Annotated in this window: 18 protein-coding genes and 1 pseudogene; 13 read left to right on the top strand and 6 right to left on the bottom strand. The window is 73.6% G+C overall.

Annotated features, from left to right (window positions below; all coding sequences use genetic code 11):
* Window positions 1-76 precede the first annotated feature (76 nt).
* From ACF089_RS30680 to ACF089_RS30670, 3 genes and pseudogenes are all read left to right on the top strand, one after another.
* Entirely contained in the window at window positions 77-1,285 is a 1,209-nt protein-coding gene (locus ACF089_RS30680) for an acyl-CoA dehydrogenase family protein (RefSeq protein WP_392033668.1), read from the top strand.
* Window positions 1,286-1,399: 114 nt separating this feature from the next.
* A complete protein-coding gene (locus ACF089_RS30675) occupies window positions 1,400-1,624 on the top strand; it encodes a hypothetical protein (RefSeq protein WP_392033665.1) in 225 nt (74 codons plus the stop codon).
* A gap of 70 nt (window positions 1,625-1,694) precedes the next feature.
* A pseudogene (locus ACF089_RS30670) lies at window positions 1,695-2,411 on the top strand (alpha/beta hydrolase); the annotation flags it as partial.
* 327 nt (window positions 2,412-2,738) lie between these two features.
* Here the strand turns inward: ACF089_RS30670 and ACF089_RS30665 are convergent.
* Genes ACF089_RS30665 through ACF089_RS30655 form a run of 3 tightly spaced genes read right to left on the bottom strand, consistent with a single transcriptional unit; the run spans window position 2,739 to window position 3,756 of the window.
* Entirely contained in the window at window positions 2,739-3,005 is a 267-nt protein-coding gene (locus ACF089_RS30665) for a DUF4235 domain-containing protein (protein ID WP_392033662.1), read from the bottom strand.
* Window positions 3,002-3,346, bottom strand: coding sequence for a DUF3618 domain-containing protein (locus ACF089_RS30660; RefSeq protein WP_392033659.1), 345 nt, complete (start codon window positions 3,344-3,346; stop codon window positions 3,002-3,004). Before ACF089_RS30660 ends, ACF089_RS30665 begins: the two co-directional genes overlap by 4 nt.
* Window positions 3,343-3,756, bottom strand: a complete 414-nt coding sequence (locus ACF089_RS30655) for a phage holin family protein (RefSeq protein WP_392033656.1) — start codon at window positions 3,754-3,756, stop codon at window positions 3,343-3,345. Before ACF089_RS30655 ends, ACF089_RS30660 begins: the two co-directional genes overlap by 4 nt.
* A 146-nt stretch (window positions 3,757-3,902) precedes the next feature.
* Between ACF089_RS30655 and ACF089_RS30650 the strand changes: the two genes are divergently transcribed.
* Window positions 3,903-4,355: an SRPBCC family protein gene (locus tag ACF089_RS30650; protein ID WP_392033653.1), complete on the top strand. Its 453-nt coding sequence runs from the start codon at window positions 3,903-3,905 to the stop codon at window positions 4,353-4,355.
* A 52-nt stretch (window positions 4,356-4,407) separates the two neighbouring features.
* Here ACF089_RS30650 and ACF089_RS30645 read toward each other — a convergent pair whose 3' ends face one another.
* From ACF089_RS30645 to ACF089_RS30635, 3 genes are all read right to left on the bottom strand, one after another.
* Window positions 4,408-4,920 carry a hypothetical protein gene (locus ACF089_RS30645; protein WP_392033650.1) on the bottom strand — a complete coding sequence of 171 codons (513 nt, stop codon included), beginning with the start codon at window positions 4,918-4,920 and terminating at the stop codon, window positions 4,408-4,410.
* Window positions 4,921-4,995: 75 nt separating this feature from the next.
* Window positions 4,996-5,598: a flavodoxin family protein gene (locus tag ACF089_RS30640; RefSeq protein WP_392033648.1), complete on the bottom strand. Its 603-nt coding sequence runs from the start codon at window positions 5,596-5,598 to the stop codon at window positions 4,996-4,998.
* Between the two features lie 30 nt (window positions 5,599-5,628).
* Window positions 5,629-6,813 (bottom strand): alcohol dehydrogenase catalytic domain-containing protein, encoded by a 1,185-nt coding sequence (locus ACF089_RS30635; protein ID WP_392033645.1) that lies wholly within the window; start codon window positions 6,811-6,813, stop codon window positions 5,629-5,631.
* Window positions 6,814-7,545: 732 nt separating this feature from the next.
* Between ACF089_RS30635 and ACF089_RS30630 the strand changes: the two genes are divergently transcribed.
* From ACF089_RS30630 to ACF089_RS30590, 9 genes are all read left to right on the top strand, one after another.
* The gene (locus ACF089_RS30630; RefSeq protein WP_392033642.1) at window positions 7,546-8,223 is read left to right on the top strand and encodes a HemK2/MTQ2 family protein methyltransferase; all 678 of its coding nucleotides are present in this window, start codon (window positions 7,546-7,548) and stop codon (window positions 8,221-8,223) included.
* Window positions 8,204-8,440 carry a CDGSH iron-sulfur domain-containing protein gene (locus tag ACF089_RS30625; protein ID WP_392033639.1) on the top strand — a complete coding sequence of 79 codons (237 nt, stop codon included), beginning with the start codon at window positions 8,204-8,206 and terminating at the stop codon, window positions 8,438-8,440. Before ACF089_RS30630 ends, ACF089_RS30625 begins: the two co-directional genes overlap by 20 nt.
* The gene (locus ACF089_RS30620; RefSeq protein ID WP_392033636.1) at window positions 8,437-9,459 is read left to right on the top strand and encodes an iron-containing redox enzyme family protein; all 1,023 of its coding nucleotides are present in this window, start codon (window positions 8,437-8,439) and stop codon (window positions 9,457-9,459) included. The genes ACF089_RS30625 and ACF089_RS30620 overlap by 4 nt, the downstream gene beginning before the upstream one ends.
* A 198-nt stretch (window positions 9,460-9,657) precedes the next feature.
* Window positions 9,658-10,926 carry a 4-carboxymuconolactone decarboxylase gene (gene pcaC / locus ACF089_RS30615; RefSeq protein WP_392033633.1) on the top strand — a complete coding sequence of 423 codons (1,269 nt, stop codon included), beginning with the start codon at window positions 9,658-9,660 and terminating at the stop codon, window positions 10,924-10,926.
* Window positions 10,927-10,938: 12 nt separating this feature from the next.
* Complete coding sequence (locus tag ACF089_RS30610) at window positions 10,939-11,568, top strand: MBL fold metallo-hydrolase (protein ID WP_392033630.1); 630 nt, start codon at window positions 10,939-10,941, stop codon at window positions 11,566-11,568.
* Between the two features lie 150 nt (window positions 11,569-11,718).
* Window positions 11,719-12,498 carry an exodeoxyribonuclease III gene (locus ACF089_RS30605; protein WP_392033628.1) on the top strand — a complete coding sequence of 260 codons (780 nt, stop codon included), beginning with the start codon at window positions 11,719-11,721 and terminating at the stop codon, window positions 12,496-12,498.
* 106 nt (window positions 12,499-12,604) lie between these two features.
* On the top strand, window positions 12,605-13,078 hold the full coding sequence (locus ACF089_RS30600) for a DUF6278 family protein (protein WP_392033625.1): 474 nt from the start codon (window positions 12,605-12,607) through the stop codon (window positions 13,076-13,078).
* Between the two features lie 357 nt (window positions 13,079-13,435).
* Window positions 13,436-14,182, top strand: a complete 747-nt coding sequence (locus ACF089_RS30595) for an amino acid ABC transporter ATP-binding protein (protein WP_392033623.1) — start codon at window positions 13,436-13,438, stop codon at window positions 14,180-14,182.
* A gap of 17 nt (window positions 14,183-14,199) precedes the next feature.
* Window positions 14,200-15,111, top strand: a complete 912-nt coding sequence (locus tag ACF089_RS30590; protein ID WP_392033620.1) for a glutamate ABC transporter substrate-binding protein — start codon at window positions 14,200-14,202, stop codon at window positions 15,109-15,111.
* Window position 15,112 lies beyond the last annotated feature (1 nt).

The raw sequence follows: 15,112 nt of genomic DNA, 5'->3' as shown, positions 1-15,112 counted from the left end.
CGCGGGTCCCCCTGAGAACGACCCCGCCCCGCGCCCCTTCCCCCGTACGAGCCGACCCGATTCAGTGGTGATCAGCATGTCGAACAGCACTCCGCGGCACGGGCCGGGAACGGCCCCCGACCTCGGAGCCGAACTCGCGCTGGGAACGGCGAGCCGTCCCGTGGCACGGTTCAGGGACCGCGTCCGCACCCTCATCGACGACCGGGTGGCCCCGCTGGTCGCGGCGGGCGAACGGGACCGGCGCTTCCCCCGGGAGGCGATCGAGAGCTTCGGCGCCGCCGGGCTGCTGGCCGAGCGCTGGACGGGCGGCGTCCACGGCGATCTGGGGCGCTCCGTGCTCCTCTCGGAGGAGATGGGACGGGCGGGACTCGGCGGCGTCGGCGTCGGGGTGGGCCTCCATCTGGAGGCCGCCGTGTCCCTGCTGCGCCGCTTCGGCCGCACCCGGTACGCCGAGGAGGTGCTGCGCCGGGCGCTGGCCGGCCGGAGCGTGTGCTGTGTCGCGACCTCCGAGGAGCGGGTCGGTTCCGATCTGTCGGCCGTCGAGACCGAACTGACCGAGGAGGACGGCCGTCTGCGGGTTCGCGGGGTCAAATGGTTCGTGTCCCCGGGCGCCGCCGCCGACTTCGCCCTGGTGCTGTGCCGGGGCGGCGACGGCCCGGCGATCGTGATCGTCCCCCGCGAGGGTCTGACCCTTCTCCACCGGTGGCCGACCACCGGTATGCGCAGCCTGGAGACCTCCCGGCTCGCCGTCGACGCGATCGTCCCCGAAGAGGCCGTCCTGGTCCGCCCCGGCTCCGGGCTGACCGCGATGGGCCAGGGCCTGCTGTACGAGCGGCTCTCCCTCGCCGCCCAGGTCATCGGCGTCCTGGAACTCTCGCTGAGCCTCACCGTCACCCATCTCAAGAAGCGCCGGCAGTTCGGGGTGCCGCTCCTCGGCCACCAGGCCCTCCGGCTGCGCGTCGCCGATCTCCACGCCCAGGTGCTCATCGCCCGGCGGGGCCTGTACGCGACGGTCACGGAGATGGCCGCGGGCGGCCGGGTGCCGATGTCGGACATCGCCGCGCTGAAGGTGACCGTCGCCCGCCTCGGCGAGCGGGTGACGGGCGAGTGCGTACACCTCTTCGGGGGGCGCGGCTATGTCGAGGAGGCGACGCCGCTGGAGCGCCTCTGGCGGGACTTCAAGGTGAGCCGGATGGGCGGCGGGAGCGACGAGATGATGTGGGAGCTGGTGGCGACGGGGCTGAGGCCCGACCGCACGCTGTACGAGCGGTGGATCGAGGACTGACCGGCGCCGGCCGGCCACGGCGCGGCGGAAATTCCGGCCCGCCGGTGAACCGAGGAGCCCGGCGGGCCGTCCTTGTGATCAGGACGGTCGCGGCGGCCGTACGAAACCGTGGGAATGGACGGGGGACGCATGGTCCTGGTGCTGCTCGGTGTTCTGGCGCTGGCCGTCTTCGGATGCGCCTGCGTCGTCTGGTCCCAGCGCGGCGGGCCGCCCTGGAGCGGGAAGGTGGCGACGGGGACCCTGGCCGCCGGCGCGGTCGTCCGCGCGCTCGGGAAGAGCCGGGGCGGCGGCAGCGGCGGCAGCGGCGGCGGCGGAAACGGCGGCGGCGACGGAGGCTGACGGTCCGTCCCGGAGCGGTCCCCGGGCCCCCACCGGGGGGCGGCGGCCGCGGCGTGAGTGAATAGGGGCCGTGCTCTTCGACTTCACACACGATCACGACGGTGAACGGCTCAGCGGCGTGTACGGCGGCGATCCGTCCGCGCCCACCGCCGTGATGCTGCACGGCGCCGGTTCCGGCAGTGCGGAGCGACTGCTTCCGCTGGTGCGGGAGTTCATGTCCCAGGGCTGCCGGGGGATCGCCTTCGACTTCTCGGGGCACGGCGCCAGCACGGGCCGGCTGGGCGAGCTGAGTCTGCGGCGGCGGTTCGAGCAGGCCGTCGCGGTGATCGACGCGTACGCGGGGACGGACGGGCCGCTGGTCCTCGTGGGATTCAGCATGAGCGGGCAGACGGTCGCGGACCTCGTGGCGCACTACGGGGACCGGGTGGCCGCGCTGGGGCTGTGCGCGCCCGCCGTGTACGGAGCCGAGGCGTGGGACCTGCCCTTCGAGGACGGGAACGGCCGCTTCAGCGCCGTCATCCGGCAGCCCGGCAGCTGGCGGGAGGCCCCCGCGCTCCGGACGCTGCGGGCGTACGGGGGCCGGGCGGTGCTCGCCGTGCCGGGCACGGACACGGTGATCCCGCCCGAGGCGACCGAGGCCGTCCAGGACGCGCTGGCCGCGCGCGCCCAGTACACGCGGTTCGACCTTCCGGACGCGTCGCACTGGCTGGGGCTGTGGCTCCGCGATCACGCCGACGACCGGCGGAGGTTCGTGGAGACGGTGCTGACCGGCCTCGGCGACCGCGGCTGACCGGCCGCGCGCGCATGGCCGGCCGGGCGCATCGACCGGGCCGCTCGGTCACCGGCCCGGGCCCCGACCCTCTGTACGGGCGGCCGCTCGACGCCCCGCACCGGTGCCCCGACGCGGCGAGGCCCGCCGGGCCGTGGCATCAACCGGGGCGGGCCGATCCGACGCCCGGGGTGCTGGGCGAACGGCTGGAGGCGTGTGCGGACGGACCGCTGAGACGGTGGGCAGCGGTACGCCTGACGGCCCGCGAGCCCGCCCGCCCGGGGCGGCCGCGCCCCGGCCGGCGGCCCTCGCTCCGGACGCCGGCGGGAGCGCGGCGGCCCGGCGTCATCCGGGCCAGGTGCCGGTGAGGCGGTGGACCGCGGTCGCTCCGGCGCGGTCCACCGCGGCCTTGACCGTGGAGAACACGGCGCCCTGGATCGCGGCGGCGAGGAGCACCTCCGGCCAGTCGCGGTCCCGGTCGGTGGGTCCCGGCGCGTCGTCGTCGTGGCCGAGTCTCTTCCAGACCTGGCCGAAGACGGCCGTGGCGAGGAGGCCGCTGACCGCTCCGAGAGTCATCCCGACGGGCTTGTAGAAGACCTTGGAGGTCTTCATCGGCGGGCACGCCGGCGGCAGACGACCAGGGTGAGGACGACGGCGAGCGCGGCGGCGCCGGCGATGACCGGGCCGCGGTTCCGGTTCGCGGTGGCGGCCGCCTGTACGGCCTTCTCGCGGACGGGCTCGGGCGTACTGTCCCGCGCCGTCGCCCAGGCCTGCGCCGCGGTGTCCTGGACCTGCTGCCTCACCAGGTCCGCCTTCTCCTTGGCCTGGGCCGTGACATCGGCCTTCTCCGCGAGCGCCCGGACCGTGTGGCCCAGCTCCTCGCGGGTGATCCGGGCCTGCTCGCGCAGCTCCTCGGGCGTGAAGTCGCGTCCGGTGGGGATCTTGTCGTTCATCGGTGTGCACTCTCCTTGATCAGGGCCACATCGGCCTTCACATCGGCGACGGCCCGCTGGGGCACGGGCGGGGCCGCCCGCCCGACTTCCTTCCTGCCCGCCGCGCCGAGAGCACCGGCGATCGCGAACAGGACGAGCGTGGTCACGAGGGCGGACAGCCACAGCGGCAGAACCAGGCCGAGCGCGATGACAGCGGTGGCCACCAGCGCCTGAAGCGCCAGCACGGCGACCAGCCCCGCGCCGCCGAGGAGCCCGCCTCCCCGGCCGAGCCGTCTGCCCTTCTCCTTCAACTCCGCCTGCGCCAGGGCCAGCTCCTGGCCCACCAGCCGGGAGAACTGCCCGGACGCCTCGGCGACCAGATCTCCCACGGACGTGCTGTCGGAGGGCGGGGGGCCCGTTGACCTGTCCATACGCACCGCCTTTCTTTCCTTGCTCTGGGCCACCGCGTACCCCTCGTACGCCGCCCCATGCGGCCCCGGGCGGTTCGGCATCAAGGTGCGGACCCCGGGTAGTGGTCCCACTCTCAGATGTACGGGGCAATGATCCGGAGGGTGACATGGCGGTACGGCATCGGCTCATCGAAAGGCCGCCGGCGGACGTGTGGCGGGTGCTGGAGGACGCCGACCGCTACGCCGACTGGGTGGTGGGCACGTCGGACTCCCGGCCCGTGGACAGCGACTGGCCCCGGGTCGGGGCGCGGCTCGAATACACGGTGCGGCTCGGGCCCTGGACCGGGAAGGGCCGTACGACGGTACGGCGTCTGGACCCACCGGGATGGCTGGAGCTGGAGGTGGACAGCGGTTCGCTCGGCACCGCGCGGATCGCGATCGAGATCCGCCCCTGGGGCGCGGACACGCTGGTCATCGTCGACGAGCACCCGCTGCGCGGCCCCGGCGGCGCCCTGCACAACTCTGTCGTCGACGCGGTGATCCAGCTGCGGCACCGCAGCATGCTCGGCCGGCTCGCCCAGGTCGTGGAGAACCTGCCGGCCGTCTCCCGGCCCGTCTGAGAAAGAGCGACGCCGGGCCGAACGGCGCGTTCGCGTCGCATCCGGGGCGCGGTCAGGGCCCGGGGGTGTGACCGGGGCGCCCGGGGGTGCGGCGGGCTTCCTTCATCTCCGCCTCGTACACATGCTCGCGACCCTCCAGCAGCTCCCGCCGGACGCGGGCCTCGACTTCGGTGAAGGGCCGGTAGTAGTGGGCGTTGTACGCCTCGACGATCTGGAAGGTCCAGTGGCCGGGGATGACGTCGCGGCCCACGATCTCGCGTTCCAGCAGGTCGGCCTGGGCGTCGTGGCCCGCGGCGCGCAGCTGCTCCAGGGCTTCGTCGAGCTTCAGGTCCGCGCCGCCGGTCAGCTGGTGGAAGGCGTAGAGGCTGCCCCGGGCCCGTTCCGCGGTCTCCAGGGCCTCGGACAGGGATCCCAGGGCCCGCACCGTGGCGTCGCCGACGCCCTCGGGGCGCCGGTGCGACGGGTCCGTCGGCCCCGTCCGGCCGGGGCGGGCCCGGTCCCGCCGCTCGAACTCGGGCCGCGGGTGCTCGTCCGCCGGATCGGCGGCCGGCCGGTTCTCGGACATGGTGCGCCTCTCTTCGGTTCGCGGACGGCGTCCTCGGTCGCGCGGGCCCGGGACCCGGTCGCGCGGCCCCGGGGCTCAGCCGGGCGGGTACGGGGACTGCTGGAGCGCCTTCGCGAGGTGGGCCGCGTTCGCGGCGAGGGTCTTGGTGGCGGCGGCGACGGCCTCGGGGGTCTCGTCGAGGTCCTGGTAGTCGGTGCCCTGCCGCGCCTCGCCGACCCAGTAGGCGACGGCGCCGGGCGCGAGGGAGAACCCGAGGTCGTTCAGGCCCTGGAAGAGGTCGGCGCTCACCTTGTGCGCGCCGTCCTCGTTCCCGACGACGGCCACCGCGCCGACCTTGCCCGAGAACAGCTGCCTGCCCTGGTCGTCGGTCTCCGAGATGTCGGCGTTGAGCCGCTCCAGGACGCGCTGGCAGAGGCTGGAGGGGTGGCCGAGCCAGATGGGGGTGGCCAGGAGCAGGATGTCGGCGGCCATGACCTTCTTCCACAGTCCCGGCCAGGCGTCGCCGCCGCCCAGATCGCGGGCGATGCCGGAGCGGACGTCGTGGTCGGCCACCCGGATCGTCTCGCCCCGGACGCCGAGGGCGGCGAGTTCGGACATCACCTGTCCGGCGAGGTGATGGCTGCTGGACGGGTCGGGGGAGGGGGTGAGGGTGCAGACGAGCGCGAGGGCGCGGGGCATCGAACCTCCGAGTGTGTGTGAAGTCGCGTGTCAGGGGGCGAGCAGGGTCTTGACCATGCCGTCCCGCTTCTCCTGGAAGGTCTTGTAGGCGGCCGGGCCCTCTTCGAGCGGCAGCCGGTGGGTGGCGAAGCCGTCCACGCCCAGCGGGTCGGAGTCGTCGAGCAGCGGCAGGATGTCGTCCACCCACCGCCTGACGTTCGCCTGCCCCATCCGCAGCTGGATCTGCTTGTCGAACAGCGTCAGCATCGGCACGGGGTCGACGGCGCCGCCGTAGACCCCGACGACGGAGATCGTCCCGCCCCTGCGCACCGCGTCGACGGCCAGATTGAACGCCGCCATGCTGTCCACCCCGGCGCGGCCCATCACCTTCTCGCCGAGCGCGTCCGGCAGCAGCCCCGCGAACCGCTGGGCCGCCCTGGCGACCGGACCGCCGTGGGCCTCCATGCCGACGGCCTCGACGACCGCGTCCGTGCCGCGCCCCCGGGTCAGCCGGCGGATCTCGTCGCCGATGTCCTTGCCGTACTGGCCGAGGTCCAGGGTGTGGACTCCGTTGGCACGGGCCCGGGCGAGCCGCTCGGGCACCAGGTCCACCCCGATGACCAGTTCCGCGCCCTGGTGGAGGGCGATCCGGGTGGCCATGTCGCCGATCGGGCCCAGGCCGATGACGGTGACGCTGCCGCCGCGCGGGATGTCGGCGTACCGCACCGACTGCCAGGCGGTCGGCAGGACGTCGGAGAGATAGACGAACCGGTCGTCCGGCGGCCCGTGCGGCACCTTGACGGGCAGGGTGTTCCCGAAGGGGACCCGGAGGTACTCGGCCTGCCCGCCGGGGACTTGGCCGTAGAGCTTGGAGAAGCCGAACAGGGAGGCGCCGGTTCCGTACTCGGTGACCTGGGTGGTCTCGCACTGGGAGTGCAGGCCCTGCCCGCACATCCAGCATGTGCCGCAGGAGACGTTGAAGGGGACCACCACCCGGTCCCCGGCCGACAGGGCCGTGACCTCGGGGCCGGTCTCCTCCACGATGCCCATCGGCTCGTGCCCGAGGATGTCCCCCGCGTCGAGATAGGGGCCGAGGACCTCGTACAGATGCAGGTCGGATCCGCAGATCCCGGAGGAGGTGATCTTCACGATGACGTCGTCCGGGTCCCGGATCCCGGGATCCGGGACCGTGTCGACGCGCACATCGCGCCTGCCGTGCCAGGTCAGAGCCCTCATGCTGCCTCCCTTGTCGGATTCCCCCGCGTCCCGGCCCCACGCCTCCCCACTCCATCATCCGGGCAAAAGCGGATGAATGCCGTGCGAGGTGTGAGCGGGGCCGCGCGTGCCCGCCGTCGTGGGCGGTCCGCACGGGGACGGGGCCCCGGCGGACTCCTCGATCTCCGGCATGTTCACTGCCTGTGACGATGCGGGCGGTGACAGAGCGGCGTGTGCCCGGGATGTCCCGCCCGGCCCGGCCCCGGAGCCCGGCCCGGGCCAGGCGGGGAAGGGCCCGGGCTGCCTGCGGGCCCCGGCGGAGCGAGCGGCTCGTGTTGTGCGACCGGGCGAACCGGGCAACCCTGGGGATCAGGGACCGCTCTCCACCGGAGGCGCGCCACGATCTTCCTGGCGGGGATCGGCGTCGCGGATCCCGGGAGCCCCGGGACACGCGGAGGGCGGCCGACGGCGGTACCGGCAGCCGGAAGGAGCGCCCGCTCGCGGCCCGGACGATCACGAGCCCGGGGCCGTACCGACATCCCCGCCCCCGGACCGGGCGATCACGGGCCCGGGGCCGGACCGGCCGTGTGAAGAACGATTCGCCGGGCAGGCGGGGTGTGACGCATTGGCCGGGTGTGCCGTACGAGGCCCGCCCGCGGAGCGCCCCCTCACCGCACCGACCGGCCCGCACGGCGGGCGCGCCCGGTGACGGCCACGGGGGGCGCGGACGGCGAGGTGCACATGCTCGGTCTGATGACACGAAACGACCCGCGGGGCGGGCGCCTGCTCGCCCCCTGGACGGTGTACGAACCGCAGGACGACACCCTGCTCCTGGCCCGGGCCCTGGAACGCGAGCACCTGGCCGAGGGCGCCGCCGTCCTCGACGTGGGAACCGGCGCCGGGGCGCTCGCCCTGGCCGCGGCCCGGCGGGGCGCGCGCGTCACCGCCGTCGACACCGCCCTGCGGGCCGTGCTCACCGCCCGGCTCAACGCCCGGCTCGCCCGGCTCCCGGTGGAGGTCCTCCACGGAGACCTCTTCGCCCCCGTCGCGGGACGCCGGTTCGATCTGATCGTCAGCAACCCGCCCTACGTTCCCGCGCCCGGAACCGCCGTGCGCCCCCGGGGCGCGGCGGTCGCCTGGGACGCGGGCGAGGACGGGCGACTGCTGCTGGACCGGATATGCCGCAGCGCGCACACGGCGCTCCGCCCCGGCGGCGTGCTGCTGATGGTGCACTCCACGCTGTGCGGCACGCCCCCGACCCTGGCCGCGCTGGAACGGTCGGGCCTCGGCGCCGATGTGATCGACCGCGGCCGTATCCCCTTCGGCCCCGTACTGCGCTCCCGTCTGGAATGGCTGCGGGAGCGGGGACTCGTCCGGTTCGACGAGGAGAAGGAAGAGCTGGTGATCATCCGTGCCGAACGGATCCGCTGAACAGCAGCCGCCGGACGGGTCCGCTCCGCCGCCCCGGCGCGTCACCGTGACGAAGGACGGGCCGGTGCTGGTCGAAGGGCCGGTGGAGGTCGTCCTGGAGGACGGGACCACGGCGGTGTCGGACCGGTTCACGGTCGCGCTCTGCGTCTGCCGGCGCAGCCGCGCCTTCCCCTGGTGCGACACCAGCCACCGCGGCCGACGGAGGAACACCGCATGACCGCCCCCGCCCCCGCCCCCGCCGCCCGGACCGCCCTCCCCGTACCGCCCCGGAGCAGGGGCGAACTCTCCCGCACCGTCCTCCGGGCGCTGACCCGGCCCGTCGGCACCCCGCTCCCCGGGGAGGCGACGACGGCGGCGGCGGTCGCGGACCCGTACGGCGACGACCTCCAACTGGCGCTCTACCTCTGCTACGAACTGCACTACCGCGGCTTCGCCGGCGTCGACGCGGAATGGGAGTGGGAGCCCGGACTGCTGGCGCTGCGGGCCGCGATGGAGCGCCGGTTCCTCACCGCGCTCCGCGCCGACACCGGCCCGCCGAGAACGGCGGAGGAGGCGCTGGCGGACCTCCTCGTCGAACCCGTCGACGGCGAAGGGACCTCGCACTTCCTGGCGAAGCGGGGGGAGTTGCGGCACTTCCGCGAGTACGCGGCCCAGCGCTCCCTCTACCACCTCAAGGAGGCCGACCCGCATCTGTGGGTCATTCCGAGGCTGACGGGCCGCGCGAAGGCCGCGATGGTCGCCGTGGAGTACGACGAGTTCGGCGCCGGCCGGGCCGAACGCGTCCACGCCCGTCTCTTCGCGGACCTGATGGCGGACCTCGGCCTGGACACCGCGTACGGGCGGTACGCCGACTCCGCCGCCGCGCCCATGCTGACGAGCGTCAACCTCATGTCCCTGTTCGGACTGCACCGCGCGCTGCGCGGAGCGCTGGTGGGCCACTTCGCCGCGGTGGAGACCACCTCGTCGCCCGGCTCCCGGCGTCTCGCCCACGGCCTGGAACGGGTCGGCGCGGGCCCCGCCGCCGTCCGCTTCTACGCCGAACACGTCGAGGCCGACGCGGTGCACGAGCAGATCGTCCGCCGTGACGTCGTCGGCGGCCTCCTCGAAACGGAACCCTCCCTCGACCAGGACGTCGCCTTCGGCGCCGACGCCACGGAGTTCACCGAGGCCCGGCTCGGCGACCATCTCCTCACCGCCTGGCGGGACGGCCGCACCTCACTGCGCACGCCCGGGTGAGGCGCGGGCGCGGGGATCCCCGCGGCGCGTCCCGGCCCCCAACCGCGCCCGGCCGAGCCGTCGCCGAGTCGCCCGCCGAGCCGCCCGGACACGGCGGACCCGCCTTCGACGGCGGACATGCGGCGGACATATGGGGAGGTCCGGTCGCACCCCCGCCCCCCTCCCGTGGAGCGGCGGGGGATATGGGAGCGTGAGCGGGTGAGTGAGACGACGACCAAGACCCTGCAATACCGTGTGGACGGGCCGGAGGACGCGCCCGTCCTGATCCTGGGCCCCTCTCTCGGGACCACCTGGCACATGTGGGACCGGCAGATCGCGGATCTGTCCCGGGAGTGGCGGGTCTTCCGCTACGACCTCCCCGGCCACGGAGGCGCCCCCGCCCATCCCGCCACCGCCGTCGGCGACCTCACCGACAGACTTCTCTGCACCCTCGACGACCTGGGCATCCAGCGCTTCGGCTACGCGGGCTGCTCCATCGGCGGCGCGGTCGGCATCGATCTCGCGCTGCGCCACCCCCACCGCGTCGCCTCGCTCGCGCTGGTCGCCGCCTCGCCCCGGTTCGGCACCGCCGACGAGTTCCGCCGGCGCGGAGTGGTGGTGCGTACGAACGGACTCGACCCGATCGCCCGCAGCGCGCCGGAGAGCTGGTTCACGCACGGCTTCGCCGCCGCCCAGCCCGCGATCGTGGAGTGGGCCGTCCAGATGGTCCGCACCACCGACCCCGGCTGCTACATCGCCGCCTGCGAGGCGCTCGCCGCCTTCGACGTCCGCGCCGAACTCGGCCGGGTCGGGGTCCCCACCCTCGTGGTCGTCGGCTCGGACGACCGGATCACCGGCCCCGCCGAGGCCCGCACCCTGGTCGCCGGGATACCGGACGCCCGGCTCGCGCTGGTGCCCGGAGCCTCCCACCTCGCCCCCGTGGAGCAGCCCGCCGCCGTCACGGACCTCCTCGGCCGCCATTTCGCGGGCGTCGCCCAGGACACCCTCACCGCCATCCCCGCGCCGCCCTCGCCCGCGGTCTCCCCGCCCGTCACCCCGATCGCCGAGATCGCCCCCGCGATGCCGCAGATGGCCGCGTCGGGCCGCCCCGACCCGTACGAGCCGGGCATGAGGATCCGCCGCGAGGTCCTCGGCGACGCCCACGTCGACCGGGCGGCGGCCGAGAGCGACGGCTTCACCGCCGACTTCCAGGACCTCGCCACCCGCTACGCCTGGGGCGAGATCTGGGCCCGGGACGGCCTGGACCGCCGCACCCGCAGCGTGATCACCCTGACGGCGCTGGTCGCGGGCGGTCACCGGGAGGAGCTGGCCCTCCACACCCGGGCCGCGCTGCGCAACGGCCTCACCCCCGACGAGATCCGCGAGATCCTCCTCCACACGGCCGTGTACTGCGGCGTTCCGGCCGCCTCCGCCGCCTTCGCGGTGGCCCGCACGGTCATCCAGGAGGAGACCGCACCCGGCCCGTAGCAGGATGGAGCCATGAGGCTCACCAAGATGAAGCACTCCTGCGTCCGGCTGGAGAAGGACGGCGCGACCCTCGTCATCGACCCCGGCGCCTTCAGCGAGCCGGACGCCGCCGCCGGGGCCGACGCCGTCCTGATCACGCATGAGCACCCCGACCACTTCGACGAGGGCCGGGTCCGCGCCGCCGTGGAGGCCGGCGCCGAGGTGTGGACGCTGCGGAGCGTCGCGGAGCGGCTCTCGGCCGCGTTCCCCGGCCGGGTGCGCACCGTCGGCCACGGCGACGCCTTCACGGCCGCCGGCTTCGACGTCGAGGCGCACGGCGAACTCCACGCCGTCATCCATCCCGATCTGCCCCGGATCACCAATGTCGGCTTCCTGGTGGACGGCTCGGTCCTCCACCCCGGCGACGCGCTCACCGTGCCCGAGCGGCCCGTCGACACGCTGCTGCTCCCCGTGCAGGCCCCCTGGAGCAAGATCTCCGAGGTCATCGACTACGTCCGCGCGGTGGGGCCGCGGCGCGTCATCGACGTCCACGACGCCCTGCTCACCGATCTCGCGCGCCCGATCTACGACACCCACCTCGGCAATCTCGGCGGCGGCGCGGAGCACGGGCGGCTGACCCCGGGGGAGGGCGCGGACCTGTGACGACGGAGGGCGCGGGCCCGCGGCGGTGAAGGGCCCGCCCCGCGGCGGCGGGCGCGGACCTGTGCGCGGGCCTGTGGGGGAGCGCGCCGATCCCTGACGGCGAAGAGCGCCGATCGGTGACTGTCGTACCCCGGCATTAGGCTTCGTCCCATGCGCATCGCCACCTGGAACGTCAACTCGATCACCGCCCGACTGCCCCGGCTGCTCGCCTGGCTCCAGAGCAGCGGCACCGATGTCCTGTGCATCCAGGAGACCAAGTGCACCGCGGAGCAGTTCCCCGCCGAGGAGCTGCGGGAGATCGGCTATGAGTCCGCCGTCCTCGCCGACGGCCGGTGGAACGGGGTGGCGCTGCTCTCCCGCGTCGGGCTGGACGAGGTGGTCAAGGGTCTGCCCGGCGGCCCGGAGTACGGAGGGGTGCGGGAGCCGCGGGCGATCGCCGCGACCTGCGGCCCGGTCCGCGTCTGGTCGGTGTACGTGCCCAACGGCCGCGAGGTCGCCCACGACCACTACGCCTACAAGCTGCGCTGGCTGGGCGCGCTCAAGGACGCCGTCGCCGGGGACGCGGCGGGCGGCCGCCCCTTCGCCGTCCTCGGCGACTTCAACATCGCCCCCGCCGACGAGGACGTCTGGGACCGCGCCGCCTTCGAGGGCAGTACGCATGTGACCGAGCCCGAGCGGGCCGCGCTGGCCGCGCTGCGCGAGACCGGTCTCGCCGACGTGGTGCCCCGCCCGCTGAAGTACGACCACCCCTTCACCTACTGGGACTACCGTCAGCTGGGCTTCCCGAAGAACCGCGGTATGCGCATCGACCTGGTCTACGGCAATGAGCCGTTCGCCTCGGCCGTCAAGGACGGCTATGTCGACCGCGAGGAGCGCAAGGGCAAGGGCGCCTCCGACCACGCGCCGGTCGTGGTCGACCTCGACCTCTGACGGACCGCCCGCCCCTTCGGGTCCCGCCCGGGCCCGTCGGGACAACCGGGAGCCCCGGCGCGCGCCCTGTGGTGTGTCCGGGGCCCCGGATGCGACGCTGAGCGGTATGAACATCCCTTTCTTGGACAACTGGCGCAGGAGGCACGGCGACGACCGGCCGCGCGGCGGCCCCACCGCCCACGGAGCCGGCGGATCCCGGGGGGCCGAGGACGATCCCGAGCGCGCGGCGGCCATCGCCGAACTGCTCTCGGAGTGCGAGCTGCTGCGGGTCCGGGCCGAGCGGCTGGGGCTGACGCTGGACGACACCCCGGCCTCCCTGGCCGCGCTCGACCAGCTGCCGCCGCGCTGGCGGGACGACCCGGAGGAGCTGCCCTGGGTGGGCAATGACGCGGGCCTCTACCTCGGCACCGTGATCGTCCGTACGGTGCCCGGGGCGCGATGGCACATCTGGCCGGGAGGTCACCCGGTGGTGAGACTCGCCTCCGGCCGCGAGATCGGCGTGGTGGAGGCCGGCCTCGACTGGGCGTCCCACGGCGCGCCCCAGCTCTCCCAGGTCTACGCGGAGGCCGCGGAGGCATAGGGCCTTTCTTTCGGATCTTGCCGGGCTCGCGTGCCCTGGCACCGCACCTCGCGGCGTTGTCGTCAATCGCCGATGGCCCCCTGCGCCTGGCGGCGCGGGAGGTACCCCCACCGCATGGACTCATTCCTCCGCCTTGCGATGCACGTCACCAGGCCCCGCTCCCTGATCCGGCCTGATCCAAAAGAAAGGCCCTAGGGAGGACCGCCCCCGGCCCCCTCCGGCGCCCCGCCGGACCCCGTTCACCCGGGCCGATAAATACGGCTTATGCCCCATTTATGCGTGTCGTGTGTGAAGTCCCTTATCGCGCTGGATAGTTTGCGCTGACCTCGACACAGCGATGAGTGGGTAGGGCAGCGTATGGCCGTCGTCGATCCGTTGATCGAGCTGCGGGACGTGAACAAGCACTATGGACAGTTGCACGTTCTCCAGGACATCAATCTCTCCATCGGGCGCGGGGAGGTGGTGGTGGTCATCGGGCCGTCCGGCTCCGGGAAGTCGACCCTCTGCCGGACGATGAACCGGCTGGAGCCGATCGAGTCGGGCAGCATCACCATCGACGGACAGCCCCTGCCGGCCGAGGGCAAGGGGCTCGCGGCGCTCCGCGCCGACGTCGGCATGGTCTTCCAGTCCTTCAATCTCTTCGCCCACAAGACCGTGCTGGCCAATGTGTCGCTCGCCCCGATGAAGGTCCGGGGCAAGAAGAAGGACGAGGCCAACCGCCGCTCCCGGGAGCTGCTGGAGCGAGTCGGCCTCGCCTCCCAGGCCGACAAGTACCCCGCCCAGCTCTCCGGCGGCCAGCAGCAGCGGGTGGCCATCGCCCGGGCGCTCGCCATGGACCCCAAGGTCATGCTCTTCGACGAGCCCACCTCCGCCCTCGACCCGGAGATGATCAACGAGGTCCTGGAGGTGATGCAGCAGCTCGCCCGGGACGGCATGACCATGGTCGTGGTCACCCATGAGATGGGCTTCGCCCGCTCCGCCGCCAACCGCGTCGTCTTCATGGCCGACGGCCGGTGCATCGAGGACCGCGCCCCGGAGGACTTCTTCACCCACCCGGAGAGCGATCGCGCCAAAGACTTCCTCTCCAAGATCCTCAAGCACTGACGGGGGGTGCACGGCTGATGGCACGCACACGACGCGCCCTCGCGGCGCTGGCGCTCCTCCTCCTCGCGGCCACCGCCGCCTGCGGCAAGGAGGGCAGCCCGCCCGTCAAGGGCCCGCAGCCCGAACAACTGCCGGAGTACCGGGTGAACACCGGCTTCCGGCTCGACGACTCGCCCACCTGGCGCCGGGCCGCCGCCCGCGGCCACTTCGTCGTCGGCGCCAAGGACGACCAGCCCTATCTGGGCGAGAAGGACCCCGCGAGCGGCCTCTACTCCGGCTTCGACATCGAGATCGCCAGAATGATCTCCGCCTCGCTCGGCCTCGACCCCGCGAAGATCGTCTTCCGGACCATCGCCTCCGCCAACCGCGAGACCGCCCTCCAGAACGGGCAGATCGACTACTACGTCGGCACCTACACCATCAACGACAACCGCAAGAAACTCGTCGGCTTCGCGGGCCCCTACTACCTGGCCGGCCAGTCCCTGCTGGTGCGGGCCGACGAGAAGGACATCGAGGGACCTCAGGACCTCGCGGGCAAACGCGTCTGCTCCGCCACCGGATCCACCCCGTACCAGCGCATCCAGAAGGACTACCCCGAGGCCGACCTCGTCTCCTACGACACGTACTCCATCTGCGTCGACAATCTGCTGACCTACCAGGTCGACGCCGTCACCACCGACGACGCCATCCTCATCGGCTACGCGGCCAAGGCCCCCGACGAACTCAAGGTCGTCGGCAGGCCCTTCTCCGAGGAGCCCTACGGCATCGGCGTCCCGCGCGACGACAACGCCCTGCGCCTCGCCATCGACGACGCCCTGGAGGCCAATGAGAAGAACGGCGACTGGAAGAAGGCCTACGACGCCACCCTCGGCCTCTCCGGAGTCCCGGCGCCGAAGCCGCCACCGATCGACCGCTACCCGGCGGGCTGAG

Origin of the sequence: Streptomyces sp. NPDC014894 (assembly GCF_043080985.1) — a bacterium.
Classification (GTDB): Bacteria; Actinomycetota; Actinomycetes; order Streptomycetales; family Streptomycetaceae; genus Streptomyces.
The sequence above is the reverse complement of the archived record's forward strand: the minus strand, read 5'-3'. Positions and strand labels throughout refer to the sequence as shown.